General features: G+C 74.1%; 23 protein-coding genes and 1 tRNA gene. 13 read left to right on the plus strand and 11 right to left on the minus strand.

Features of this window, described 5'->3' with window-relative positions; genetic code table 11:
* Positions 1-4 precede the first annotated feature (4 nt).
* From C7Y72_RS18820 to C7Y72_RS18830, 3 genes are read left to right on the plus strand one after another with little or no spacing between them, the layout of a single operon-like run.
* The gene (locus C7Y72_RS18820; RefSeq protein ID WP_107570728.1) at positions 5-1,012 is read left to right on the plus strand and encodes an iron-containing alcohol dehydrogenase; all 1,008 of its coding nucleotides are present in this window, start codon (positions 5-7) and stop codon (positions 1,010-1,012) included.
* Positions 1,009-2,475 (plus strand): TldD/PmbA family protein, encoded by a 1,467-nt coding sequence (locus C7Y72_RS18825; RefSeq protein WP_158276936.1) that lies wholly within the window; start codon positions 1,009-1,011, stop codon positions 2,473-2,475. Before C7Y72_RS18820 ends, C7Y72_RS18825 begins: the two co-directional genes overlap by 4 nt.
* Positions 2,472-3,854: a TldD/PmbA family protein gene (locus C7Y72_RS18830; protein ID WP_158276937.1), complete on the plus strand. Its 1,383-nt coding sequence runs from the start codon at positions 2,472-2,474 to the stop codon at positions 3,852-3,854. Before C7Y72_RS18825 ends, C7Y72_RS18830 begins: the two co-directional genes overlap by 4 nt.
* A 22-nt stretch (positions 3,855-3,876) precedes the next feature.
* Here the strand turns inward: C7Y72_RS18830 and secG are convergent, their stop codons facing one another.
* From secG to C7Y72_RS18850, 4 genes are read right to left on the minus strand one after another with little or no spacing between them, the layout of a single operon-like run.
* Entirely contained in the window at positions 3,877-4,101 is a 225-nt protein-coding gene (gene secG / locus C7Y72_RS18835) for a preprotein translocase subunit SecG (RefSeq protein ID WP_107570730.1), read from the minus strand.
* Between the two features lie 21 nt (positions 4,102-4,122).
* Positions 4,123-4,548: a hypothetical protein gene (locus C7Y72_RS18840; protein ID WP_107570731.1), complete on the minus strand. Its 426-nt coding sequence runs from the start codon at positions 4,546-4,548 to the stop codon at positions 4,123-4,125.
* A 9-nt stretch (positions 4,549-4,557) separates the two neighbouring features.
* Entirely contained in the window at positions 4,558-6,756 is a 2,199-nt protein-coding gene (locus C7Y72_RS18845) for a heme lyase CcmF/NrfE family subunit (RefSeq protein WP_107570732.1), read from the minus strand.
* Positions 6,757-6,774: 18 nt separating this feature from the next.
* Positions 6,775-7,215, minus strand: coding sequence for a cytochrome c maturation protein CcmE (locus C7Y72_RS18850; protein WP_107570733.1), 441 nt, complete (start codon positions 7,213-7,215; stop codon positions 6,775-6,777).
* Positions 7,216-7,403: 188 nt separating this feature from the next.
* On the opposite strand from C7Y72_RS18850, the gene C7Y72_RS18855 reads away from it, so the two are divergent.
* Positions 7,404-7,649 carry a hypothetical protein gene (locus C7Y72_RS18855; RefSeq protein ID WP_107570734.1) on the plus strand — a complete coding sequence of 82 codons (246 nt, stop codon included), beginning with the start codon at positions 7,404-7,406 and terminating at the stop codon, positions 7,647-7,649.
* Between the two features lie 36 nt (positions 7,650-7,685).
* Complete coding sequence (locus C7Y72_RS18860; protein WP_107570735.1) at positions 7,686-8,105, plus strand: hypothetical protein; 420 nt, start codon at positions 7,686-7,688, stop codon at positions 8,103-8,105.
* An 18-nt stretch (positions 8,106-8,123) separates the two neighbouring features.
* Here C7Y72_RS18860 and C7Y72_RS18865 read toward each other — a convergent pair whose 3' ends face one another.
* Together C7Y72_RS18865 and C7Y72_RS18870 are read right to left on the minus strand one after the other, a co-directional pair.
* On the minus strand, positions 8,124-9,140 hold the full coding sequence (locus C7Y72_RS18865) for a cobalamin B12-binding domain-containing protein (protein ID WP_107570736.1): 1,017 nt from the start codon (positions 9,138-9,140) through the stop codon (positions 8,124-8,126).
* A gap of 3 nt (positions 9,141-9,143) precedes the next feature.
* A complete protein-coding gene (locus tag C7Y72_RS18870; RefSeq protein WP_107570737.1) occupies positions 9,144-10,001 on the minus strand; it encodes a hypothetical protein in 858 nt (285 codons plus the stop codon).
* Between the two features lie 100 nt (positions 10,002-10,101).
* Here C7Y72_RS18870 and C7Y72_RS18875 point away from each other — a divergent pair, with 100 nt between their 5' ends.
* A complete protein-coding gene (locus C7Y72_RS18875) occupies positions 10,102-11,100 on the plus strand; it encodes a zinc-binding metallopeptidase family protein (RefSeq protein ID WP_107570738.1) in 999 nt (332 codons plus the stop codon).
* Between the two features lie 19 nt (positions 11,101-11,119).
* Complete coding sequence (locus C7Y72_RS18880) at positions 11,120-12,568, plus strand: DUF3089 domain-containing protein (protein WP_107570739.1); 1,449 nt, start codon at positions 11,120-11,122, stop codon at positions 12,566-12,568.
* Here the strand turns inward: C7Y72_RS18880 and C7Y72_RS18885 are convergent.
* Complete coding sequence (locus tag C7Y72_RS18885) at positions 12,565-14,733, minus strand: NADP-dependent isocitrate dehydrogenase (protein ID WP_107570740.1); 2,169 nt, start codon at positions 14,731-14,733, stop codon at positions 12,565-12,567. The two genes, C7Y72_RS18880 and C7Y72_RS18885, sit on opposite strands and share 4 nt — an antisense overlap.
* Before the next feature lie 107 nt (positions 14,734-14,840).
* Here C7Y72_RS18885 and C7Y72_RS18890 point away from each other — a divergent pair, with 107 nt between their 5' ends.
* Positions 14,841-15,884, plus strand: a complete 1,044-nt coding sequence (locus tag C7Y72_RS18890; protein ID WP_107570741.1) for a 6-phosphofructokinase — start codon at positions 14,841-14,843, stop codon at positions 15,882-15,884.
* Positions 15,885-15,902: 18 nt separating this feature from the next.
* On the opposite strand, the gene C7Y72_RS18895 is transcribed toward C7Y72_RS18890, so the two are convergent.
* Positions 15,903-17,147, minus strand: coding sequence for a saccharopine dehydrogenase family protein (locus C7Y72_RS18895; protein ID WP_107570742.1), 1,245 nt, complete (start codon positions 17,145-17,147; stop codon positions 15,903-15,905).
* Between the two features lie 35 nt (positions 17,148-17,182).
* Here C7Y72_RS18895 and C7Y72_RS18900 point away from each other — a divergent pair, with 35 nt between their 5' ends.
* On the plus strand, positions 17,183-17,515 hold the full coding sequence (locus C7Y72_RS18900) for a hypothetical protein (RefSeq protein ID WP_107570743.1): 333 nt from the start codon (positions 17,183-17,185) through the stop codon (positions 17,513-17,515).
* A gap of 3 nt (positions 17,516-17,518) precedes the next feature.
* On the opposite strand, the gene C7Y72_RS18905 is transcribed toward C7Y72_RS18900, so the two are convergent.
* On the minus strand, positions 17,519-18,124 hold the full coding sequence (locus C7Y72_RS18905; protein ID WP_107570744.1) for a hypothetical protein: 606 nt from the start codon (positions 18,122-18,124) through the stop codon (positions 17,519-17,521).
* A gap of 6 nt (positions 18,125-18,130) precedes the next feature.
* Positions 18,131-18,203: transfer RNA gene (locus C7Y72_RS18910), tRNA-Gly, on the minus strand.
* Between the two features lie 60 nt (positions 18,204-18,263).
* Between C7Y72_RS18910 and C7Y72_RS18915 the strand changes: the two genes are divergently transcribed.
* From C7Y72_RS18915 to C7Y72_RS18930, 4 genes are read left to right on the plus strand one after another with little or no spacing between them, the layout of a single operon-like run.
* The gene (locus tag C7Y72_RS18915) at positions 18,264-18,812 is read left to right on the plus strand and encodes a TlpA family protein disulfide reductase (protein WP_158276938.1); all 549 of its coding nucleotides are present in this window, start codon (positions 18,264-18,266) and stop codon (positions 18,810-18,812) included.
* Between the two features lie 2 nt (positions 18,813-18,814).
* Entirely contained in the window at positions 18,815-19,279 is a 465-nt protein-coding gene (locus C7Y72_RS18920; RefSeq protein ID WP_107570746.1) for a cytochrome c-type biogenesis protein, read from the plus strand.
* Positions 19,276-20,043, plus strand: coding sequence for a cytochrome c biogenesis CcdA family protein (locus C7Y72_RS18925; RefSeq protein WP_107570747.1), 768 nt, complete (start codon positions 19,276-19,278; stop codon positions 20,041-20,043). Before C7Y72_RS18920 ends, C7Y72_RS18925 begins: the two co-directional genes overlap by 4 nt.
* Positions 20,040-20,915 carry an MOSC domain-containing protein gene (locus tag C7Y72_RS18930; RefSeq protein ID WP_107570748.1) on the plus strand — a complete coding sequence of 292 codons (876 nt, stop codon included), beginning with the start codon at positions 20,040-20,042 and terminating at the stop codon, positions 20,913-20,915. The genes C7Y72_RS18925 and C7Y72_RS18930 overlap by 4 nt, the downstream gene beginning before the upstream one ends.
* A gap of 1 nt (position 20,916) precedes the next feature.
* Here the strand turns inward: C7Y72_RS18930 and argS are convergent, their stop codons facing one another.
* Positions 20,917-22,557, minus strand: coding sequence for an arginine--tRNA ligase (gene argS, locus C7Y72_RS18935; protein WP_107570749.1), 1,641 nt, complete (start codon positions 22,555-22,557; stop codon positions 20,917-20,919).
* Between the last annotated feature and the right edge of the window lie 4 nt (positions 22,558-22,561).

Consider the following 22,561-nt stretch of genomic DNA (forward strand, 5'->3'; position numbering starts at 1 on the left):
GGGCATGCCCGACGAGCGGAACTTCACCTGGCAGGACGGCGAGCGGACGATCCGCTTCGGACGCGGGACGGTCGCGCAGGCCACCGAGCTGCTCGGCTCCGGCTACGTGCTGCTGACCACGCCCCGCGCGCGGACCCTGGCGCCGCGCGTCGTCGACGCCGCCGACGAGACGCACGATGTCCCCGACGGGTTCGTCGACGAGCTGGCCGGGGACCTCGTCGAGCGCCTCGGCGTCACCGACGCGACGCTGATCGTCGCGCTCGGGGGCGGGCGGGTCATCGACACCGCGAAGGCCGTCGCCGCGGCGACCGGCCGGCACGCGGCCGCGATCCCGACGACGCTGTCGAGCGCGGAGATGACGGCGGTCCACCGGCGCGCCGCCGGCACGCGCCAGGACGTCCCGGGCGTCCGGCCGCGGATCGTCATCAACGACCCCGACCTGTGCGCGTCACAGCCGCTGCAGCAGCTCGCCGCGTCGAGCGCCAACGCGCTCGCCCACGCGGTCGAGGGGCCGCTGACCACGCAGTCCTCCCCGGTCCCCTCGATCGCGGGCCGCGACGCGGCGCGGCTGATCGCCGACGCGTGGATGGACGAGGAGGAGCCCGACCGCGAGGCGCTCGCGCTCGCGTCGCTGCTGGCGGGCTACAGCATCGACGGCAACTGGTACGGGCTCAGCCACGTGTGTTCGCAGACGCTGGTGCGGGTCGGGGGCGCCGGACACGGCCAGGCCAACGCGGTCGTGCTGCCGCACACCACCGCCGCGCTGCGCCGCCGCTTCCCGGAGCGCCTCGAGCGCCTCGACAAGGCGCTGGGCGGCGGCGACGGGGCCGCGGAGGCGCTCGCGGTCGAGCTCGCCCGGCTGGCGAACGCCTCGCGGATCCGCGACCTCGGGGTCCCGCAGGACGCGCTCGACGCGTGCGCGGACGCCGCGGCGGGCCGCGCCGAGCTCGACCTGACGCCGCCGCGCGCCGGTCGCGACGAGCTGCGCGCCATCTACGAGGCGGCCTGGTGAGCGACGTCCTGGCGCTGCTCGTCGAGGTCTGCGAGGCCGCGGCGGCCCACGGCGTGCACGCCGAGGCCCGCTGGGTGCACACGCGCGACGAGGCGCTCGCCGTCCGCAACGGCGAGGTGTCGGAGGTCCGCACCGACGTGGCCGAGGGGCTCGGGATCCGCGTGCGGGTCGGGGGCGGCTGGGGCTTCGCCGCGACCCGCGAGGTGTCCTCGGCGGGCGCGCACGCGGCGCTGACCCGCGCCATCGCGGTCGCGCGCGCCCAGCCGGTCGCGGCCGCCGGCCCGTTCGCGCCGCTCGCGCACGGTCCCGCGCGCGGCCACTGGGCGGGTCCGTGCGAGGTCGATCCGTTCGCCCTGTCGCTCGAGGCGCGGCTCGCCCACCTGCACGCGGCGGAGGCCGCACTGCGCGCCGACGGGGACGCGCGGATCGTCGTGACGTCCGCGCACACGCGCTCGCGCCGCACGCGGACCGCGCTGGCCAGCACCGATGGCGCCGCGTGCACGCAGGAGCGCACAGAGACCGGCGCGGGGGTCCAGGCGGTCGCTGCCGACGGCGAGGAGACGCAGGTGCGCTCCTACCCGATGTCCCACGACGGCGACGTGCTGCTCGCCGGCTGGGAGCTCGTCACCGGGCTCGACCTCGCCGGCCACGCGCCGCGCGTGGCGGCGGAGGCGGTCGAGCTGCTCACCGCCCCGGTCTGCCCGGAGGGCGTGCGCGACGTCGTCCTGCACGGGGAGCAGCTCGCGCTGCAGGTGCACGAGTCGATCGGGCACGCGCTCGAGCTCGACCGCATCCTGCTCGGGGAGGCCTCCTACGCGGGGACGAGCTGGGTCCAGGCCGACGCGCTGCGCGCGGCGGGGAGCCTGCGCTACGGCTCCGAGCACCTGCACGTGACCGCCGACGCGACGCTGCCCGCCGCGCTCGGCTCGTTCGGCTGGGACGACGAGGGCGTCGCGGCCCGCCGCTTCCCGCTGATCGAGGAGGGCGTGCTGCTCGCCGCGCTGTCGGCACGCCAGTCGGCGGCCGAGATCGGCCTCGAGGAGTCCGGCGGCTGCGCCCGCGCGGACGGCTTCGCGCGGCAGCCGATCGTGCGGATGACGAACGTGTCGCTCGAGCCGGGGAGCGCCGGGTCGTTCGCCGACCTCCTGGCCGACACCGAGAGCGGGCTGTACCTGGAGACGAACCGGTCGTGGTCGATCGACGACCGCCGTCTGCAGTTCCAGTTCGCCACCGAGGTCGCGCGCGAGATCCGCGGCGGCGAGCTCGGGCGGCTCTATCGCAACCCCTCCTACGCCGGGGTGACCCCGGCGTTCTGGGGCTCGATGGACGCGGTGTGCTCGGCGTCGGAGTGGCGTCCGTGGAGCTTCACGAACTGCGGCAAGGGCGAGCCCGGCCAGGTCATGGCGGTCAGTCACGGCACGGCGCCCGCCCGCTTCCGCGGCGTGCAGGTGGGTGTGGCGTGAGCACGGACCCGCTGGACCTCGCCGACCGCGCGCTCGCGTTCACCGACGGGGACGCCCAGGTCACCGTCACCCGCGAGCGCTCGCTGCTGTCGCGGTTCGCGCGCTCGACGCCGACGCAGGCGACCGCGGTGGACGACACCTCGGTGTCGGTGCTCGTCGTGCGCGACGGGCACGTCGGGACCGTCGAGACGAACGACCTCTCCGACGACGGGCTCCGCGCGGCGGCGGCCCGGGCGCGGGACGCGGCGCGCGCGGCCGCCGACGCTGCGGGCGGTCCCGGCGAGCATCCGGGCCTGCCGACCGTCGCGCAGGCGGGGACGCCGAGCGCCCACGCGGGCTTCGACGCGGCGACCGCCGACCTCGACCCGGCCCCGGGCGGCGCGGCGCTCGCCGCCGCGTTCGCCGCGACCGCCGAGCACGGGCTCGAGGCGTTCGGGATCTGGACCACCGGTCGCGTGGAGACCGCGATCGCCTCGTCCGCCGGGCTGCGGGTCGCCGACGACGTCACCGACGCCTACCTCAAGGTGATCGCCCGCGACGCGCACGGCCGGTCGGGCTGGGGCGCGGCCGCCGGCGTCGCCGCGGAGACGCTCGACGCCGACGCCGTCACCCGGCAGGCGGTCGCGCGGGTCGCGACGAGCGACCCCGTGGCGCTGGCCCCGGGCGCGTACGAGGTCGTGCTGGAGCCCGACGCGGTCGGCTCGCTGCTCGACATGCTCGGTGGCCTGGCCTTCGACGGGCTCGCCCACGCGGAGGGCCGCGGCGCGCTGACCGACCGGCTCGGCACGCCGGTCGCCGCGACCGGTGTGACGCTGGTCGACGACCCGCTCGCGGCCGGCGGCCTCCCCCGCGCGTTCGACGCCGACGGGGTCGCCAAGGCCCCGCTGACGCTGCTGCACGACGGCGTCGCGCAGGCGGTCGCCCACGACCGGCGCAGCGCGGCACGCGCGGGCGGCGACGCCGCCTCGACCGGGCACGCCCTCGCCCCGGGCGGATCGCCGTGGGGCGCGGCACCGACCAACCTGGTGCTGCACGGCGGCACCGCCCCGGACGTCGGCGCGCTGATCGCCGGCGTCGAGCGTGGGCTCTACGTCACGCGGCTGTGGTACCTCAACGTCGTCCACGAGCGCTCGACCACGCTGACCGGCACGACCCGTGACGGCACGTTCCTGATCGAGGACGGTCGCCTGACGAAGCCGGTCCGCGACGTGCGGTTCACCGACGCGGCCCTCGGCATCCTCGAGCGCACGTCGGCGCTCACCACGGCGACGTCGCTGGTGTGCGAGGCGGACTTCTACGGCCGCCGCGCGGCGCACGGCTGCGTCGTCCCGGCGCTCCGCGCGAGCGGCTTCCGGGTCACCGGTCAGACGACGGGCTGAGCGGGCGCCGGCGCGCCCGCGACTAGAGCTTCAGCAGGACGAGCGTGTTCAGCACGAACAGCACCGCGAACGCGACGGTCCAGCGGTTGAGGTTGCGCTCGACCATCGAGCCGCCGCCCAGCGAGCCCTGACCGGAGCCGACGCCGAACGCGCCGGAGAGGCCCGCGTCCTTCCCGGAGTGCATCAGCACGAGGAAGATGAGGACGACCGAGATGCCGACCTGGACGATGGAGAGGATCGTTTCCATGCTGGGAGCGATGGTAGCCGGTCAGGCGCCGGGATCGCGCGGTGCCGCCACCCCGGCGGCCTGGCCCGCGGCAGCCGGCTGCGCGTCGTCCGCACCGTCGGCGGGCTCGGACCCCTCGCCGGGCTGCTCGTCCGCCCCGTCCCTCGCGGCGACGGGCGCGGCCGACTCCGCCTCGTAACGGTCGAGCTCGCGGAGGATCTCCATCGCCTCGGCGCGCAGCGCGCGGTCCTGGACGCGGAACTCCGCGTCGACGAGCTTGCCGGTCTGGTGGTCGAGCTCGAGGTCGCGGATCTCGCGGTACTTCGCGTCCCGGGCGGCGAGCAGGTCCGCGACCCGCGCGGCGTCCGCGGACGCCGACGCCTGCGCCCCGCCCCGGATCGGCCGGGAGACGCCCCAGGCGACCGCGGCGACGAGCGCCATGACGACGATGAGGGCGACGACGTCCACGACCGCCGCTCAGGCCCGGCCGAGCTCCTGCGAGACGCGGGCGAGCAGCCGCGCGTCCGCGCGCTTGGTCGCCCCGCCCGGCGGCGGCCACAGCGCGACGATCGCGCCGAAGAACACGACGATGCCACCGAGCCAGATCCACGAGACCATCGGGCTGGACAGCACGCGGAACGTCGCGGGCGGCGGATCGTCGGTGTAGCTGCGCAGGATGCTGTTGAGCGCCTGGCCGATCAGCGCGCCGATCTGGCCGGGGGCGAGCTGGTCGCCCGCCTGCTGGATGCCCTTGGTGAAGCCCTCGTCGAGCGCCTCGATGCGGCCCTGCAGCGCGGCGACGTCCGGGGACACGGCGGTCCACAGGTCGCGCTGGAGGCCGGCGTCCATGGCGATCTCGCTCGTCGCCTCGCCCTCGAAGAAGCTCGCGATCGGGTTCATCTGGAACGCGCGGTCGACCGGCGGGTAGAAGCCCCGCTCGGGATGCAGCGTGCCGAGGTCCTTGCCGTCCTTGCGCACCCGCAGGTTCGCGCCGAAGACGATCCGCTCGATGCGCCCGGCGCGCTGGTCGATCCGCGCCGTCGCCGAGGCGTAGGTGATCTGGTACCCGTCGACCGTCACGGTCTGGCCGACGTCCAGCCGCGAGTCCTGCGCCTTCTCGAACGCGCTGCTCGCCGCGACGCCGACGAACAGCACCGCCATGCCGAGGTGCACGATGTAGCCGCCGTAGCGGCGCCGGTTGCGGCGCACGAGCGAGACCATCGCGACCGGCACCGACTCGCGGCTCATCGCGCGCCGGGCGCGCGTGCCGCGGACGAACTCCTGCACGACGGTCCCGGCGACGAGCGCGCCGGCCCCGAAGGTCAGCCACGCCCACGGGCGGTCCAGGACCCCGAACGGCACGAGCACGACGAGCGTGCCGACCATCGCGACGGTCGGCCAGAGGAAGCTCTTGCGCGCGGTCGCCCGCGTCTGACGGCGCCACGCGATCACCGGGCCGATGCCGCTGAGGAACACGAGCATCACGACGAGCGGCACCGTGTACCGGTCGAACCACGGCGGGCCGACCGCGCTCTTGGTGCCGGTGACGGCCTCGGAGATGAGCGGGAAGAACGTGCCCCAGAAGACGACGAACGCGACGCCCACGAGGATCACGTTGTTCGCCAGGAACACGGACTCGCGCGAGAACACCGAGTCGAGCTTGTGCTCGCTGCGCAGCAGCTCGCGCCGGCTGATGACGAGGGCGACGGAGCCCGCGATCAGCAGGCCGATGAGGATGACGAACGGGACGCCGAGCGTCGAGGCGCCGAACGCGTGGATCGAGTCGAGGATGCCCGAGCGCACGAGGAAGGTGCCGAGGATGCACAGCACGCCGGTGGCGAGCACCAGCGAGGCGTTCCAGATCTTCAGCATCCCGCGCTTCTCCTGGATCATCACGGAGTGCAGGAACGCGGTGCCGGTCAGCCACGGCAGCAGCGACGCGTTCTCGACCGGGTCCCAGGCCCAGTAGCCGCCCCAGCCGAGCTCCTGGTAAGACCAGCGCGCGCCGAGCAGGATGCCGACGCCGAGGAAGAACCAGGCGGCGAGCGAGAACCGGCGGGTGACGCCGATCCACTCCGCGTCGACGCGCCGCGTGATCAGCGCGCCGGCGGCGAACGCGAACGGCACCGCGAAGAGCGTGTACCCCGCGTAGAGCATCGGCGGGTGGATCATCATGCTCGGGTGGCGCAGCAGCGGGTTGAGGCCCGCGCCCTCCGACGGAGCGACGCCGAGCGTCTGGAACGGCGACGCCGCGAACACGAGCAGCCCGGCGAAGAAGGCGCCGAGGCCCAGCAGGATCGCGGTCGCGTAGGGGGCGACGTCGCGCATCCGGCGCCGCGTGGCGTAGAGGATCGCGGCGGTCCACAGCGACAGCAGGAACAGCCACAGCAGCAGCGAGCCCTCCTGCGAGGACCACGAGGCCGACGCCTTGTAGAACGTCGGCGTGGTCGTCGAGGAGTGCTCGGCGACCGTCTTGAACGTGAAGTCGCTGCGCAGGAACGCGACCTCGAGGATCACGAACGCCAGCGTCGTCAGCGCGGCGAGCGCGTACGCCGCGTTGCGACCGGAGTCGACGAGGTCCCGCCGGCGGGTCTTCGCCCCGTAGAGCGAGACGGCGACGCCGTACACGCTGACGGCCAGCGCGATGATGAGGGCGGCTGAGCCGACGGTCGCCACGATCGGGCCTCCGAGCGCCTAGTAGGTGTAGCCCTCGGGCGGCGCCTTGCCGTCCGAGGACTTCTTCTCGTTCGTGAACTTCGACGGGCACTTCGTGACGAGCGAGTCGCGCTCGCCGACGAACATGCCGTTCTCGCCCTTGCGAACGGTGATGATGATCTCGCGTCCGTCACGGAACGGGTCCGGGACGGCGCCGGTGTAGTCGATCGGCACCGAGGTCGTGCCGGTGCGCTCGCGCACGCGGAAGGTCATGCCGTCGCGGCGCTTCTCCACCGAGCCGTCGACGACCTTGCCGGTCAGCTGGTAGCTCTGGCCGGCCTGCGCGGAGGCGAGCAGCTTGCTCGGCGTCACGGCCTCGCTCGAGGCGCTGAAGCTCGTGTAGATCAGGGCGCCGGCGAGGAGGACGGCACACGTGAGAGCGGTCGTGAGCCGGATCTGGCGCTTGCGGGCGGGATCCATACGTCCCCGATTATGCAGGACCGGCGGCCCGGACGACCCCGTCCCGGCGCGTCGCCGACGCGGTCCCGGCGCGTCACCGGGGTCCACGGGGATCCGTCCACCGGACCGGAAACCCGCTCAAGACCTCCCCGCACGAGACGATGCAGAGGGAAACCTTCGGGCCTGCGAAGCGTCCTTCAGGAAGAGCCATGAGACTCCACCGCCAGACACGACACGACCACCACCACGACGAGCAGGCGGCTCCCGCGCCGCGGCCGGAGCGCCGGCTGCGCCTCGTCCCGGACGATCCCGCGCTCGCCGCGGAGCGCCGCATGCGCCGCGCGGGCGGTCCGCAGGACACCGCGCTGTACCACTGCGGCTGCGGGTTCGTCTTCGACGCGCCCGTCACCACGACGGTCCGCTGCCCGCACTGCGCGGGCGACCTCGCCTGGTAGTTCCCCGCAGAGCTACGGAGCCGTAATATTCGGGCCATGCTCGGAGCCGGCTCCCCCGGGACGAAGGTGGCCGCGATCCTGCTCATCGCCCTGATGGCGGTGGGCAGCGTGATGATGTGGCTCGGCGTCCCCTTCCTCTGGATCTACGCGGTCTCGAAGTCCGTCGAGAGCTCGCAGCCGACGATGGGCCCCTACGTGCTGCTCCTGTTCGGGATCCCCGCGTCGATGGTGATCGTCGGCAAGCTCCTGGGGCAGCTCAACCGCATCTACGGCGAGGTCACGCACACGACGCCCGAGGTCAAGGTCGTCCTGCCGTGGCACCGGTCGATGCGCGGCGAGCGCGACGCCGGCCACCCGCGCACGATCCTCGACGTCGTGATGGTCCTGTCGGTCGGGCTCGCGCTGCTGCTGATGGGGATCTGGTTCTTCTTCTTCGCCGAGGGCGGCGGGATCTGACCCGCCGGCCGCGGCTCGTCAGGCGGCCATCGCCGTCTGGGCGCGCGCGGCCTGCAGCGGCTCGCCGACCGCGGGCAGGTCGAAGATGAGCCGGTCCTCGAGCGCCCCGAGCATCGCCGGCACCAGCCGCGGATGGGTGTGCTGCTCGGCCGCGCGCCCGACGAGCCAGTCGGCGTAGTCGGCGAGGATCCGCGCGTCGCAGAGGACCGCGGACTCGAGGAACACCAGCAGGTTGTGCAGGTCCGAGCGCAGCGCCGAGCGCGACCGGGGACCGCGCGGGAGCATGTGCCCGCACTGGTACTCGACGCGATCGGCGAGCTCCTCGGTCAGCGCGCGCCGGATCGCGGTCAGCTCCTGCTGCTGGGCGATCTCCGCCTCGACGGCCTGCAGCGCCGGTCGCCCCGCGCGGAAGCGCTCGACGGCCAGGGCGACGTCGGCGATCCGCGGCGCCCAGGCGTCCGCGCCGAGCCGCAGGCCGCGGGTCTCGTCGACCCCGAAGCCGTTGCCGCCCGCGATCACCGGCACGCCGATGGCGTGCGCGGCGGAGGCGAGCTGCGGGACGCACGGGAGGTTCATCGGCAGCGAGCACGAGACGAGCAGCGCGTCCGCCTCGAGCTGCTCGAGGACCTTCGTGACCCCCGCGGTGTGCGACGGACGGCCGAGGAACGCGACGCGGTGCCCCTCGGCGCGCAGCAGCTCGCAGAGGATCCGGGCCGGAAGGTTCTGGTGCTCGCGCTCGGTGACGCAGACGACGAGCCGGCTGCGCTCGGCCTCGGGCCGCGCGTTGCCCGCCGCGACCCCGAGGACCGTGTCGGCGATGTCCGTGGCCATCTGCTGGAACGCCGGGGTCAGGCGGCGCTGCCGGGCCGCGCGCTCGCACACGAGCACGTGCGCGGGCGCGAGCATCCCGAAGACGAAGTCCCCCAGGCTCCCCCCGTCCTGCACGAGCTCGACGGCGCGCTGGATCGCTCCGCGGCGGTCGCCCGCGCCGAGCAGGGCCGCGAAGGCCTCGACCTCCTCGTCGACGACGCGCACGCGCTAGCCCCGGTCGGGCATCGGGGCGCGCAGGCCGGTGAAGGCCGTGCGGCGCAGCTCGTCGTAGTGCGCCAGCGACGACTGGGTGCGCGCGAGCATCCGGTTGAAGACCTCACCGAGCTCCCCGAGGTCCCCGCCCTCCGCGGGCTCCAGCGGCTTCGTCGCGGGGACGGCGCGGCGCGTGAGGCTCGTGCCGGTCGCGACCGCCTCGAGCCCCTCGTCGAGGTCCCGCAGGCAGTGCCGGTGCAGGCTCGCGAGGCTGGCGCGCAGCTCGTCGAGACACGACCGGTCGCCGAGGGCGACGCGCAGCTCCTCGCGCATCGTGTCGTAGGAGTGCAGCGCCGTGCGCGAGCGCGCGAGCATCAGGTTGAACAGCTCGCCGAGCTGGCCCAGCCGCTGGTCGGGCTCGGGGATCAGCGGGCGCGTGACCGGCGCCGCCGCGCGGGTCAGGTCGCCGTCGACCATCGCCTGGAGCCCCTCGTCGAGGTCGGTGAGGCAGTGCTCCTCGAGGCTCGACAGGCGGACGTACAGCTCGGGCAGGCAGGACAGGTCGCCCAGGGCCTCGGCGAGGTCCTGGCGCAGCTGCTCGTAGGCGACGAGCGTCGCCTGCGACCGGGCGAGCATCGCGTTGAAGAGGTCGATCAGGCCGCGGATCTGCGGGTTGTCGGAGTGCGTGTGGATCGGCTCCGTCACGGGCGCGGCGGTGACGGTGAAGTCGCCGGCCACCATCGCCCCGAGCCCCTGTTCGAGGCTCGTGAGGCAGTGCTCGTCGAGGCTGCGCAGGCGGTGCTGCAGCTCGTCGAGGGTCTCGTCGAAGCCCGGTGCGGGGGCGTTGTGCACGTCGAGGTCCTGGATGCTCACGCCCGGGGGATCGACCGGCACCCGTCCGACTTGAGGCAGGACGGACGTCCTGGCGGCCGGGCGGTTGCGGCGGCGGCGGACCGGGCATGATGGCCTGTCCGTGCGCGTCTTCACCTGCTCCGTCTGCCACCAGCTCGTGTTCTTCGAGAACACCCAGTGCGTCCGCTGCGGCTCGTTCCTCGGCTTCGACCCGGACGCGCGCGAGATCGTGACGCTGCCGCGCGGCTACGGCGCCGACGAGGGCTGGCACCCGTGCGCGAACGCGACCGTCGCGCAGTGCAACTGGCTCGTGCGCGAGCCCGGGGCGCTGTGCCCGAGCTGCACGCTCACGCGCACCCGGCCCGGGGACGGGGACGGCGAGGGGCTCGAGGAGTTCGCGGTCGCCGAGTCGGCCAAGCGCCGGCTGCTGTTCGAGCTCGGCGAGCTCGGGCTGCCGGTCGAGGGCGCCGACGAGCGCGAGAACGGGCTCGTCTTCGACCTGCTCTCCAGCGAGGAGCAGCCGGTGACCACCGGCCACGCCGACGGCGTCATCACGCTCGACCTGGCGGAAGCCGACGACGCCGACCGCGTCGCGCGACGCGAGCAGATGGACGAGCCGTACCGCACCGTGCTCGGCCACTTCCGGCACGAGATCGGCCACTACTACTGGCCGATCGTCGTCGAGCCGTTCCCGGAGCTGCTGGAGCAGTGCCGCGACCTGTTCGGCGACGAGCGCGAGGACTACGGCGCGGCGCTCGAGCGCCACTACGCCCAGGGCCCGCCCGCCGACTGGTCGCGCGAGCACGTGAGCGCCTACGCCACGATGCACCCGTGGGAGGACTGGGCCGAGACGTGGGCCCACTACCTGCACATCAGCGCGTCGATGCAGACGGCCGCCGCCTACGGGCTGCAGATGCCGATGTCCCAGCCGGGCGAGGCCAGCCAGTGGGGCTTCCGCTCGACGCTGGACGCCTGGATCCCGTTCACCATCGCGATGAACGCGATCAACCGCTCGATGGGCCGCAGCGACCTGTACCCGTTCGTCATCACCGCCGCGGTCATCGACAAGCTGACGTTCGTGGACCGCTGCGTGAAGGCGACCGCGAACGCGCGCGCCTGATCTCTGGCAGGCTCGGCCCATGGGTCGAGGGACGACGATGCTCGTGGCGCTGCTGGGGGCCGCCGTGATCGCGGCGTGCGGCGGGGCGCCGCCCGCCTCCGCGGAGGTGGTCTGGCTGTGCGACCCGATCGCGGCCGCCGCCGACGACCCGTGCCGGGACACGCTGCGCACCACCGTGCAGGAGGCCGACGGGACCAGCCGCGTCACCGACGAGCCGCTGCCCGCGGCCCCGGCGGCGGACTGCTTCTACGTCTATCCGACGGTCAGCCAGCAGCTCGGGACCACCGCCGACAAGGCGCGCGATCCGGAGCTCGTCGCGATCGCGAGCTACCAGGCTTCGCGGTTCTCGCGCGAGTGCCGGGTCTTCGCCCCGATCTACCGGCAGCTGACGCTCGCGTCGATCCTCACCGGGTCGGTGGAGGCGCGTCGCGCCGGCTTCGCGCTCGCCTACGGTGACGTGCTGGAGGCGTGGCGCGCGTTCCTCGCGCGGACCGACGGCACGCGCCCGATCGTCCTGCTGTCGCACTCGCAGGGGACCCGGATGCTGCGCAAGCTCGTCCGCGAGGAGGTCGACCCCTCCCCCGCGCTGCGCGCGCGGCTCGCTTCGGCGGTGCTGCTCGGCCAGAACGTGACGGTCCGCCGCGGCGACGTGCGCGGCGGGGACTTCCAGCAGATCCCCGGCTGCACCACCGTCGGGCAGGCGTCGTGCGTGATCGCCTACTCGACCTTCGACGACACGCCGCCGGACGACGCGCGGTTCGGGATCGTGCCGCGGACCGACGACTTCCGGTCCGGCTTCCCCGTCGGGGACGACTTCGAGGTGCTGTGCACGAACCCGGCGTCCCTGGGCGCCAACGAGCGCCGGGTCACGACCTCGCTGGCGCGGACCGAGCCGTACCCGGGGGTCCTCGGGCTCGGCCTGGCCGGCACCTACGGCGGGACGCCACCCACCGCCGACACCGCCTGGGTCCGCCCGGCGGAGCGCTACACGGCGCGCTGCGAGCGGCTCGGTCGCGCGCACGTCCTGGACCTCGGCCCGGTCGGGTCCGCGCGGGCGCTGAACCCGTTCCCGGACGCGACCTGGGGCCTGCACATCACCGACGTCAACATCGCCCTGGGCGACCTCGTCGACCTCGTGGGCGCCTCGGTGCGCACCGTCGTCGCAGGCCGGGCGCGGGCCGCGGTCCGCGTGCGCACGGCGTTCACCGCCGGTCGGGACGCGCGCGGACGGCGCTGCGCGCGCCGCGACGTGCTGCTGACGGTCGACGGGACGGACGTGGTCGCCGCCGACGCCCGGGTCGGCGGGCGACGCGTCGCCCGCGACACGCGCCCCCCGGTGCGCCTGCGGGTGCGCCGCGCGGCGCTGCGCCGCGGCGCCCGCACCGCGGTGACGGTGCGGGTGACGCTGCGCGACGGCCGGACCACGACGCTCACGCGCCGGGTCCGGGCCTGCGGCGCGACCGCCTAGAGCGAGGCGAGCGCCTCGTTGAACGTCGCGCTGGGTCGCATCGCGGCGTCGGCCTTCGCGACGTCGGGGCGGAAGTAGCCGCCGACGTCGGCCGGCTCGCCCTGCACCGCGTTGAGCTCGTCGACGATCGCGCCCTCGGCGGCGGCGAGCTTCTCCGCCAGCGGTGCGAACGCGGCGGCGAGGTCGGCGTCGGCGTCCTGGCCGGCCAGCTCCTGCGCCCAGTAGAGCGCGAGGTAGAAGTGGCTGCCGCGGTTGTCGAGCTCCCCGACGCGGCGCGACGGCGAGCGGTTCTCGTTGAGGAACGTGCCCGTGGCGCGGTCGAGCGTGTCCGCCAGCACCTGCGCCTTGGGGTTGTCGGTCTTCTCGGCGAGCATCTCGAGCGACACCGCCAGCGCGAGGAACTCGCCCAGCGAGTCCCAGCGCAGGTGGTTCTCCTTCGCGAACTGCTGCACGTGCTTGGGCGCGGAACCGCCGGCCCCGGTCTCGAACAGGCCGCCGCCGTTCATCAGCGGGACGATCGAGAGCATCTTCGCGCTCGTGCCGAGCTCGAGGATCGGGAACAGGTCGGTCAGGTAGTCGCGCAGGACGTTGCCGGTGACGGAGATCGTGTCCTGCCCCGCGCTCGCGCGCTCGAGCGTGAACTTCGTGGCGTCCTCGACGTTCAGGATCTCGATCTGCAGGCCGTCGGTGTCGAGCTGCTCGAGCGCCGGACGGACCTTCTTCAGCAGCTCGGCGTCGTGCGCGCGGGTCTCGTCGAGCCAGAAGACCGCGGGGGCGCCGGTCGCGCGGGCGCGCGAGACCGCGAGCTGGACCCAGTCCTGGATCGGCGCGTCCTTCGTCTGGCACGCGCGCCAGATGTCGCCGGCCTCGACGTCGTGGGACATCAGGGTCGTGCCCGCCTCGTCGACGACGCGGATCTGGCCGTCTGCCTGCACCTCGAACGTCTTGTCGTGCGAGCCGTACTCCTCCGCCTTCTGCGCCATCAGGCCGACGTTCGGCGTCGTGCCCATCGTGGACGGGTCGAACGCGCCGTGCTTCTTGCAGTGGTCGATCGTCGCCGCGTAGAGGGCGGCGTACGAGCTGTCCGGGATCACGTACTTCGTGTCCTGCTGCTCGCCGGCCGCGTTCCACATCTGGCCGCTCGTGCGGATCGCGGCGGGCATCGACGCGTCGATGATCACGTCTGACGGGACGTGCAGGTTCGTGATCCCGCGGTCGGAGTCGACCATCGCGATCCCGGGGCCCTGCGCGAGGCGGGCGTCGACGAGCGCCTGCGCCTGCGGCTTGTCGGAGACGAGCGAGGCGAGGCCGTCGTTCGGGCTCTCGTCGGGGAACTGCGCGTAGACGTCGGGGAAGAACGCGCGGACAGCGTGGCCGAAGATGATCGGGTCGGAGACCTTCATCATCGTCGCCTTCATGTGCAGCGAGAAGAGGACGCCCTCCTCCTTCGCCGCCTCGATCTGGGCGGCGAGGAACGCCTGCAGCGGCCCGACGCGCATGACCGAGGAGTCGAGGACCTCGCCGGCCTGCACGTCGGTGCGGTCCTTCAGGACGGTGACGGTGCCGTCGGCGGCGACGTGCTCGATGCGCACCGCGCCGGCCTGCTCGATGGTCACGGACTGCTCGGTGGAGCGGAAGTCGTCGGCGCCCATCGTCGCCACGTGCGAGGCCGAGTCCGGCGACCAGGCGCCCATCGAGTGCGGGTGCGCCTTCGCGTACGCCTTCACCGAGGCGGGCGCGCGACGGTCGGAGTTGCCCTCGCGCAGCACCGGGTTGACGGCGCTGCCCTTGACCTTGTCGTAGCGGGCGCGGACGTCGCGCTCCTCGTCGGTCGACGGGTTCTCGGGGTAGTCGGGGAGCGGCAGGCCCTTGCCCTGGAGCTCCTTGATCGCGCCCTTGAGCTGCGGCACGGAGGCGCTGATGTTCGGCAGCTTGATGATGTTCGCCTCGGGCGTCTTGGCGAGCTCGCCGAGCTCGGTCAGCGCGTCGGCGACCGCGTCGTCGCCGAGCAGCTCGGGGAACTGGGCGAGGATCCGGCCGGACAGCGAGATGTCGCGCGTCTCGACGTCGATGCCGGCGGCGCCGGCGTAGGCCTCGATGATCGGGAGCAGCGAGTGCGTCGCGAGCGCGGGCGCCTCGTCGGTGTAGGTGTAGATGATCTTCATGGCGGGGGTTCCAGACTCGGGTTCGGCGGGTGCCGCAACGCTACCTGTCCGTCGATCTGGACCACCGGGCGGTTTGCGGGCGGCGGACCCGGTGGGACACTGGCCCGGTGAAGAAGGTCGCGGTCCTGACCGCCGGGGGCGACTGCCCCGGCCTCAACGCGGTGATCCGGGCGATCGTGCACCGGTTCCACGACGCGGGCGGGGAGGTGGTCGGCCTGCGCCTCGGGTACCAGGGGCTCGCCGAGCGCGCGTTCCTGCCGCTGCCGCTGGCCGCGGTGTCGGGCTTCCTCACCCGCGGCGGCACGATGCTCGGCACCTCCGCGTTCGACCCGACGCGGGAGCCGGAGGGCGTCGAGCGCTGCCGTGCGGCGCTGGCCGACGAGGGCATCGACGCGATCATCGCGATCGGCGGCGACCACACGATGCACATCAGCCGCAAGCTCGTGACCGAGCACGGCCTGCCGGTCGTCGGGGTGCCGAAGACGATCGACAACGACATCGTCGGGACCGACTGGACCTTCGGGTTCGACACCGCGGTGCACGTGGCGACCGAGGCGATCGACCGGCTGCGGACCACCGCGGCCTCGCACGACCGGATCATCGTGCTCGAGGTGATGGGCGCCGACGCCGGCTGGATCGCCGTGCACGCCGGGATGGCCGGGGGCGCGGACGCGATCCTCATCCCGGAGCTGTCGCTGACCGTGGCGGACATCGCGGCGGCCATCCGCAAGCGGCACGCGCGCGGCAAGCGGTTCTCGATCGTCGTCGTGGCGGAGGGCGCGCTGCTGCGCCGTGACGCGGACGACCCGGGCGCCCAGGTGCTGCACGAGGGCGGGTCGGGTCGGTACCACTTCCGCCGGCTCGGCGGGATCGGGGAGGCGCTGGCGCTCGCGCTCGAGGAGGAGCTGCAGGTCGACACGCGCGCGGTCGTGCTCGGGCACGTGCAGCGCGGCGGGATCCCGACCTCGACCGACCGGATCCTCGCCACCCGCTACGGGATCGCGGCCGCCGAGTGCGCGCTGCGCGGCGAGTTCGGCGGCATGGTCGCGCTGCGCGGCGGCACGTACACGACGGTGCCGCTGGCCGACGTGCACGGGATCAAGACGGTCGACCCCGAGACGCTGCGCGACCTCGAGCTGCTGCTCGTCTGAGCGTGGGCCCGGCGCCGCTCAGGCGGCGCGGACCTCGTAGGCGTGGCCGGCGGCGCGGAGCCGGTCGGTGAGTGCGGTGCCCATCGCGGTGGCGGGCGTCAGGACGCCGGCGGCCGGCGGCAGCGCGTCGCCGTCGAGCGCGAGCGACAGCGCCGCCTCGCCGAGCATGACCGCGGTGGCCTTGTAGCCCGGGTCGCCCGGGGCGCGGATCGCGCAGACCAGCCGCGTGCCGTCGCTCGTGGTGGTGTGCACGTCGATGGCGAAGAAGCCGTTCTCGCGGTCCTGCTCCGACGGTCCCTCGCCCGGGTCCGGCAGGACCGCGTCGAGCAGCTTGCGCGTCGGCGGCAGCGACAGCCCGACGACGAGCGCGGTCAGGCCGCCCGCGATCGCACCCGCCTTGACGGGTCCCAGCGGCAGGCCGCCGCCGAGCATCAGCTCGCGGTACCGCAGGCGCCGCCCGTAGGCGTAGCCGAGCAGCGCGTTGCTGCGCCGGACGACCCGGGTGTTGATGACGCCCATGAAGAACGGGGCCAGGAACCCGCCGAGCGCGTCGTCGCGCACGACGCCCTGCGGGTCGCGCTCGTCACCGAGGTCGCTCGGCTCCGCCTCGCGGTCGGGGCTGAGGCCGTACGGGTCGACCATGATCCGGCGCTTGGTCCGGTCCGCCTTGGCGATGTCCAGCTGCCCGCGCAGCGACGCGACCGTGCCGCCGCTGACCCCGCCCTTCGCGGCCTTGACGACGTAGGTCGTGTCGGTGAGCCCCCCCAGCCCGTGCCGGGTGGCGTGCACGTGCAGCGCGTGGACCCCGAGGTCGGAGGGGACCGAGTCGAAGCCGCAGGTGTGGACGATCCGGGCGCCGGAGGCCCGGGCCGCCTCGTGGTGCAGGTCGATCGCGTCGCGGATGAACAGCACCTCACCGGTGAGGTCCGCGTAGTGGGTGCCGTGCTGCGCGCAGGCGCGCACGAGCGGCAGGCCGTACTGCGCGTACGGGCCGACGGTGGTGGCGACCACGCGCGTGGACGCGGCGACCCGGTCCATGTCCGCGTCGGAGAGCGAGTCGGCGACGACCAGCGGCCAGTCGGCCGCGCGCCCGCCGAGCTCGGCGCGGGTCCGCTCGAGCTTCTCGCGCGAGCGTCCGCCGAGCGCGATGCGGGTGCCCTCGGGCGCCGCGGTCCCCAGGTAGGCGGCGGTCAGCCGCCCGACGAATCCGGTCGCGCCGAGGACGACGACGTCGTGCTCGCGGTCCTGTGCCTGGTCGGTCATGGCGCGGACGGTAGCCGCTGCGTCAGGATGCGGGCATGTCCGGCTTCCTCGAGCGCGAGGTGATGCTCGCCCCCGACCTCGTCGCGCGCGCCGCCGCCGCCCTGCTGGACGACCCCGCCCAGCGGTGGATGCTGCAGCAGCCGGTCCGCGTGCGGCGCAGCTTCGTCGTCGACGTGCTCGACCGAGAAGACGACGAGGAGACCCGGATGGCGTGGATGCTCGGCCAGTCCGACGACGTGCGCCTGGGCTACGTGCGCGACGTCCTGCGGCGGGAGCCCGGCGGCGGCGACCGGCAGGCGATCTGGATGCTCACGCAGCCCGACGCGGTCCGTCGCAGCTACGTCGTCGAGGTCCTCGGTCGGCGCTGAGCCTCAGCGCACGATGATGACGCGCGGCTGCGGCTCGCCGAGCGGCAGCAGCGTGAGGCCGAGCGCGAGGACGAGGCCGAGCCCCACGCCGACGGCGGCGAGCGTCGCCCGCGAGGGGCGCTGCACGCGCCCGGCGGTCAGGCCGTCGATCGCGAGCGCGAGCGCCGCGGGCAGGCCCGCCGCGGCGGCGGCCGCCCCGGCGCCGACGTCGAGCGCCTCCTCCCCCAGTCCGGTGAGCAGCGCGGCCACCTGGCCCGCCCAGACGAGCGCCGCCACGCCCACGGCGGGCGACGCGTCGCGCCCGTCGCGGAGCATGAGCATCCAGGCGCCGACGAGCGCGAGCGTCGTGGCGCCCAGCACCGCGCCGCTCCAGGCCGCCAGGTAGCTGACCGTCCGCCCGACGGAGAACCAGTCGCCGCTGATGGCCATGATCGTCGCACCGGCGACGAGGCCGATCGCGACGGCGATCGCGGTGCGGGCCGGGATCAGCTCGGGCGGATCGTCCGGCGGGACGGGCGGCTGCGGCTCCGGCTCGGGGCGCTGAGGGGCGCGAGGCGCGAGCTCGGGGTGCTGCGGCGGCGGGTCGACCCACAGGGAACGTTCGGCCATCCGGGAAGCGGGCTACGGGACTCGAACCCGTCGCCTTCAGCTTGGGAAGCTGACGCTCTACCAGATGAGCTAAGCCCGCGAGTGCCAGGAGCATAGCGTGCGCCGCCGGTCGGGCTCGCCGCGAGCTACCCTGGAAGACGTGAAGCGCCCCGCCGTCCCCGCCCTGGTCATCGCCGTCGCCGCCCTGCTCGTCGGGCTCCTGACCTACGGGCTCGTCGCCGGCGGCACCGACACGACGCTCGACGACGCGGTCGCGCGCGGCGACCGTCCCGCCGCCCCCGAGGCCACCCGCGAGCTGCCGCTCAACGACGGCAGCGGCACGCGCAGCCTCGCCGACGAGCGCGGCAAGATCGTCGTCCTGAACTTCTGGGCGTCCTGGTGCGAGCCGTGCAAGGACGAGGCGCCGGTGCTCGAGAAGATCCATCGGCGGCTCTCCGACGCAGGAAAGGGCATGGTCCTCGGTGCCCTCTTCGACGACGCGATCGCCGACGCCCGCGCGTTCGAGCGCGAGTTCGGCCTCACCTACCCGAGCATGCGGGACGTCGACTCCGAGCTCTACAAGGGCTTCGGCGGCACCGGCGTGCCCGAGACGTTCGTGCTCGACCCCGCCGGCCGCGTGACCGCGGTCTCGCGCGGGCAGGTCAGCGAGGCGTTCCTCGACGAGGCGCTGCGGAAGCTGGGGGCCTGACCGTGCGCCGCCTGCTCGCGCTCCTCGCCCTGCTCGTCCTGCTCCCGGTCGCGACCGCCGGCGCGGCGACCCCGAAGACGACGCTCTTCGACGTCGAGGACGAGGTGATGTGCACCTCGTGCAACGTCGTGCTGAACGTCGCCGAGTCGCCGCAGGCGTACGCGCAGAAGGAGGAGATCCAGCGCCTCATCGACCAGGGCCTGACCAAGGACCAGATCAAGGACCGCCTCGTCGAGCAGTACGGCAAGCGCGTCCTCGCCCTGCCCGAGGGCGAGGGCTTCGACCTCGCGGTCTACCTCGTGCCGCTCGGGGTCGTCCTGCTGCTCGCGGGCGTCGTCGCCGTCCTGGTCCCGCGCTGGCGCCGCAACCGCGACGACGCCGACGGTCCCGGCGCCGACGCGGGCCCGGAGCTGGCCCCGCAGGACCGGGCGCGGCTCGACGCCGAGCTGGCGGCGTTCGACCGATGACCGGCGCGCTGCTGCCGCTCGCCGCCCAGGCGGACACGACCGTGCTCGCCGCGTTCGCGGTCGGCTTCGTCTCGTTCATCAGCCCGTGCGTCCTGCCGCTCGTCCCTGGCTACCTGTCGGCGGTCAGCGGCGTGTCGCTGAACGACATCCGCACGCACGAGCAGGGCATCGGCAAGGTCGTCTGGCCCGCCGTGATCTTCTGCCTGTCGTTCACCGTCATGTTCGTCGCGCTCGGCATGACCGCCACCGGGATCGGCTCGACGCTGCGCGACAACCAGGACCTGCTCAACCGGCTCGCCGGCGGCACCATCGTCGCGATGGGCGTCTTCTTCCTGCTCACGCCGTTCGTGACGCGGCTGAACGCCGAGTGGCGGCCCGAAGCGCTGATCCAGCGGGCGGGCGCGGGCGGCCCGGTCGTCGCCGGCCTCGCGTTCGCGGTCGCGTGGACGCCGTGCATCGGCCCGACGCTCGCCTCGATCCTCGCGGCGGCGTCGACGTCCGACACGGTCGGCAAGGGCGGCGTGCTGCTCGCGTTCTACTCGCTGGGCCTCGCGGTGCCGTTCCTCATCACGGCCGTCGCGTTCGACCGCGCCACGACCGTCTTCCGCTGGCTGCGCGACCGGCACCTGATCGTCACCGCCGTCAGCGGCGTGATCCTCATCGTCATGGGGCTGCTCATCCTGACCGGGGAGATGACCCGGCTGAACCGCGAGGCGCAGGACCTGCTGCAGGCCGTGGGCCTCGACTTCATCTACTCGCTGTGAGGCAGGCCCCGCCGCCCGACGGCTGGAGCGACCGGTCCGCCGCGTCGCTCGCGGCCTGTCTGGCCACCGTGCTCGACGTCGACACCGCGGCCGTCGCCATCGACCCGTTCGAGCTCGATCCCGGCAGCGGCTACCTCCGCGGCTGGCTGGCCGAGCGCGGGCTCGGCCTCGTCCCGGTCGACGACCCGGAGGGCTTCGGGTGGGCCGGCCCGTGGATCGCCGCGATCCCCGACCACGACCCGGAGGCCCACCGCTGGGTCGTCGTGTTCGGCAACCCCGCGCCCGCCGGGGTCGTCTGGGACCCGCTGCGGCCCGACCGTCAGGACGGGCCCGCCGACGAGCTGCTCGAGGGCTACGTGATCGCCCAGCTCGCCCCGCGGCTGGAGGTCAAGCGCCGCGGCCGCGCCGCCGAGCCCGGCACGATCACCGCGATCGTCGTCGCCCCGGACGCGGGGGCGCCGTGCGTCGAGGTGCCCCACGCGCTGGCGATCCCCGGTCGCGGTCTGGAGGGCGACCGCTACGCGGCGGGTCGCGGCACGTTCTCCCGCGGGACCGGCTACGGGCGCGACATCACGCTCGTGGAGGAGGAGCTGCTCGCCGTCGCGCGCGTCGACGGCCTGCCGATCACGCCCGTGCAGGCGCGCCGCAACGTCGCGGTCAGCGGCATCGTGCTCGACGACCTGATCGGCGAGCGGTTCCTGCTCGGCACCGCCGAGTGCATCGGCCGGCGCCGCTGCGAGCCGTGCGCGCACCTGCAGCGGCTCGGTCCCCCGGGCATCCTGCGGGCGCTGGTCCACCGTGGCGGCCTGCGCGCCGACATCGTCGTCGGCGGCGAGATCGCGGTCGGCGACCTCGTCGTGCCGAAGCGCTGAGCTACATCTCCTGCGGCGCGCTGACGCCGAGCAGCCCGAGCGACCGGGCGAGCGTCGCCTTCGCCGCGACGCACAGCGCGATCCGGAACGAGCGGAGCTCCTCGGGCTCCGCGTTCTTGACGCTGCAGTCCCGGTAGAAGGCGGAGAACTGCTGCGCCAGCTCGGTCGCGTACGTCGCGATCCGGTGCGGCGCGCGCCGTTCCTCGGCCTCGGCGACGACGGCGGGGAAGTCGAGCACCGCCTTCACGAGATCGCGCTCGGAGGCGTGCAGCGCGACGCCGTCGAGCGTGCCGACCGCGGCCAGCGCGGCCGCGACCCGCTCCTCCCCCTGCTCGCGCAGGACCGAGGCGATCCGGGCGTGCGCGTACTGCACGTAGTACACGGGGTTCTCGCGCGACTGCTCGCGGGCGGCGGCGAGGTCGAGCTCGACCTGGGTGTCGTGCGAGCGCGCGAGCAGGTACCAGCGCGCCGCGTCGACGCCGATCGCGTCGACGAGGTCGTCGAGCGTGACGAGGGTGCCGCGACGCTTGCTCATCGCGGTGAGGTCGTCGCCGTTGCGCAGCTGGACGAACTGCATGATCAGCAGCTCGAAGTCCTCGCGGCGGCCGCCGAACGCGTCGACGACCGCGTGGATCCGGCCCATGTAGCCGTGGTGGTCGGCGCCCCACACGTCGATCAGCAGGTCGAAGCCCCGGTCGAGCTTGTCGAGGTAGTAGGCGACGTCGGAGGCGAAGTACGTGTGCTCGCCGGTCGACCGCTCGAGCACCCGGTCCTTGTCGTCGCCGAACTCGGTCGTGCGCAGCCACAGCGCCCCGTCCTGCCGGAACGTGCGGCCCTGCTCCTCCAGGCGCGCGAACGCCGCCTCGACGCGGGCGTCCCCCGCGGGCTCGTGCAGCGACCGCTCGCTGAACCACGTGTCCATCTCGACCCCGAAGCGGCGCAGCGACGCCTCCGCGCGGGAGCGCATCAGCTCGACCGCGGCGAGCGCGAGCTCGGACGGGTCGGCGTCCGCCGCCCCGGGGATCTCGGCGGCGATCTCCGCGACGTAGTCGCCCTGGTAGCCGTCCTGCGGCACCTCCTCGCCGCGCGCCCGCGCCTGCACGGACTCGCCGAACTTCACCACCTGGGTGCCGTAGTCGTTGACGTAGTACTCGCGGGAGACGCGGTGGCCGCGCAGCTCAAGGATCCGCGCCAGCGCGTCCCCGTACGCGGCGTTGCGGGTGTGGCCGACGTGCAGCGGCCCGGTCGGGTTGGCCGACACGAACTCGACGTTGACGTCGCGGACCGGGTCGGCGCCCCCGGCCCCGAAGCCGTCCCCGGCCGCCAGCACGCCGGCGAGCGCGGCGGTGAACCAGGCGTCGGCCAGCACGACGTTGAGGAAGCCGGGGCCCGCGATGTCGACCCGCTCGACGTGGTCGCCGAGGTCGTCCTGCAGCCGCTGGGCGAGGTCCGCGGCGATGTCGCGCGGCGGCCGCTTCAGCGCCTTGGTCAGGACCATCGCGGCGTTCGTGGCGAAGTCGCCGTGGTCGGCCTGCTTCGGGCGCTCGAGGCTCGCCTTGTCGGGCGCCGCGCCCTCGGCGCCGTCGGCGACGGCGGAGGCGGCGGAGCGGACGGCGGCGTGCAGGTCGGCGAGCGCGGTCATGGGC

This window comes from Paraconexibacter algicola, from assembly GCF_003044185.1.
Taxonomy (GTDB): Bacteria; Actinomycetota; Thermoleophilia; order Solirubrobacterales; family Solirubrobacteraceae; genus Paraconexibacter; species Paraconexibacter algicola.

Bases quoted from the DNA above. Each gene is read 5' to 3' on its own strand.
- C7Y72_RS18820 (WP_107570728.1), top strand. From the start codon at position 5: ATGCCCGACGAGCGGAACTTCACCTGGCAGGACGGCGAGCGGACGATC.
- C7Y72_RS18905 (WP_107570744.1), bottom strand. From the start codon at position 18,124: ATGGCCGAACGTTCCCTGTGGGTCGACCCGCCGCCGCAGCACCCCGAG.
- secG (WP_107570730.1), bottom strand. From the start codon at position 4,101: ATGGAAACGATCCTCTCCATCGTCCAGGTCGGCATCTCGGTCGTCCTC.
- C7Y72_RS18925 (WP_107570747.1), top strand. From the start codon at position 19,276: ATGACCGGCGCGCTGCTGCCGCTCGCCGCCCAGGCGGACACGACCGTG.
- argS (WP_107570749.1), bottom strand. From the start codon at position 22,557: ATGACCGCGCTCGCCGACCTGCACGCCGCCGTCCGCTCCGCCGCCTCC.
- C7Y72_RS18885 (WP_107570740.1), bottom strand. From the start codon at position 14,733: ATGAAGATCATCTACACCTACACCGACGAGGCGCCCGCGCTCGCGACG.
- C7Y72_RS18900 (WP_107570743.1), top strand. From the start codon at position 17,183: ATGTCCGGCTTCCTCGAGCGCGAGGTGATGCTCGCCCCCGACCTCGTC.
- C7Y72_RS18855 (WP_107570734.1), top strand. From the start codon at position 7,404: ATGAGACTCCACCGCCAGACACGACACGACCACCACCACGACGAGCAG.
- C7Y72_RS18880 (WP_107570739.1), top strand. From the start codon at position 11,120: ATGGGTCGAGGGACGACGATGCTCGTGGCGCTGCTGGGGGCCGCCGTG.
- C7Y72_RS18860 (WP_107570735.1), top strand. From the start codon at position 7,686: ATGCTCGGAGCCGGCTCCCCCGGGACGAAGGTGGCCGCGATCCTGCTC.
- C7Y72_RS18850 (WP_107570733.1), bottom strand. From the start codon at position 7,215: ATGGATCCCGCCCGCAAGCGCCAGATCCGGCTCACGACCGCTCTCACG.
- C7Y72_RS18895 (WP_107570742.1), bottom strand. From the start codon at position 17,147: ATGACCGACCAGGCACAGGACCGCGAGCACGACGTCGTCGTCCTCGGC.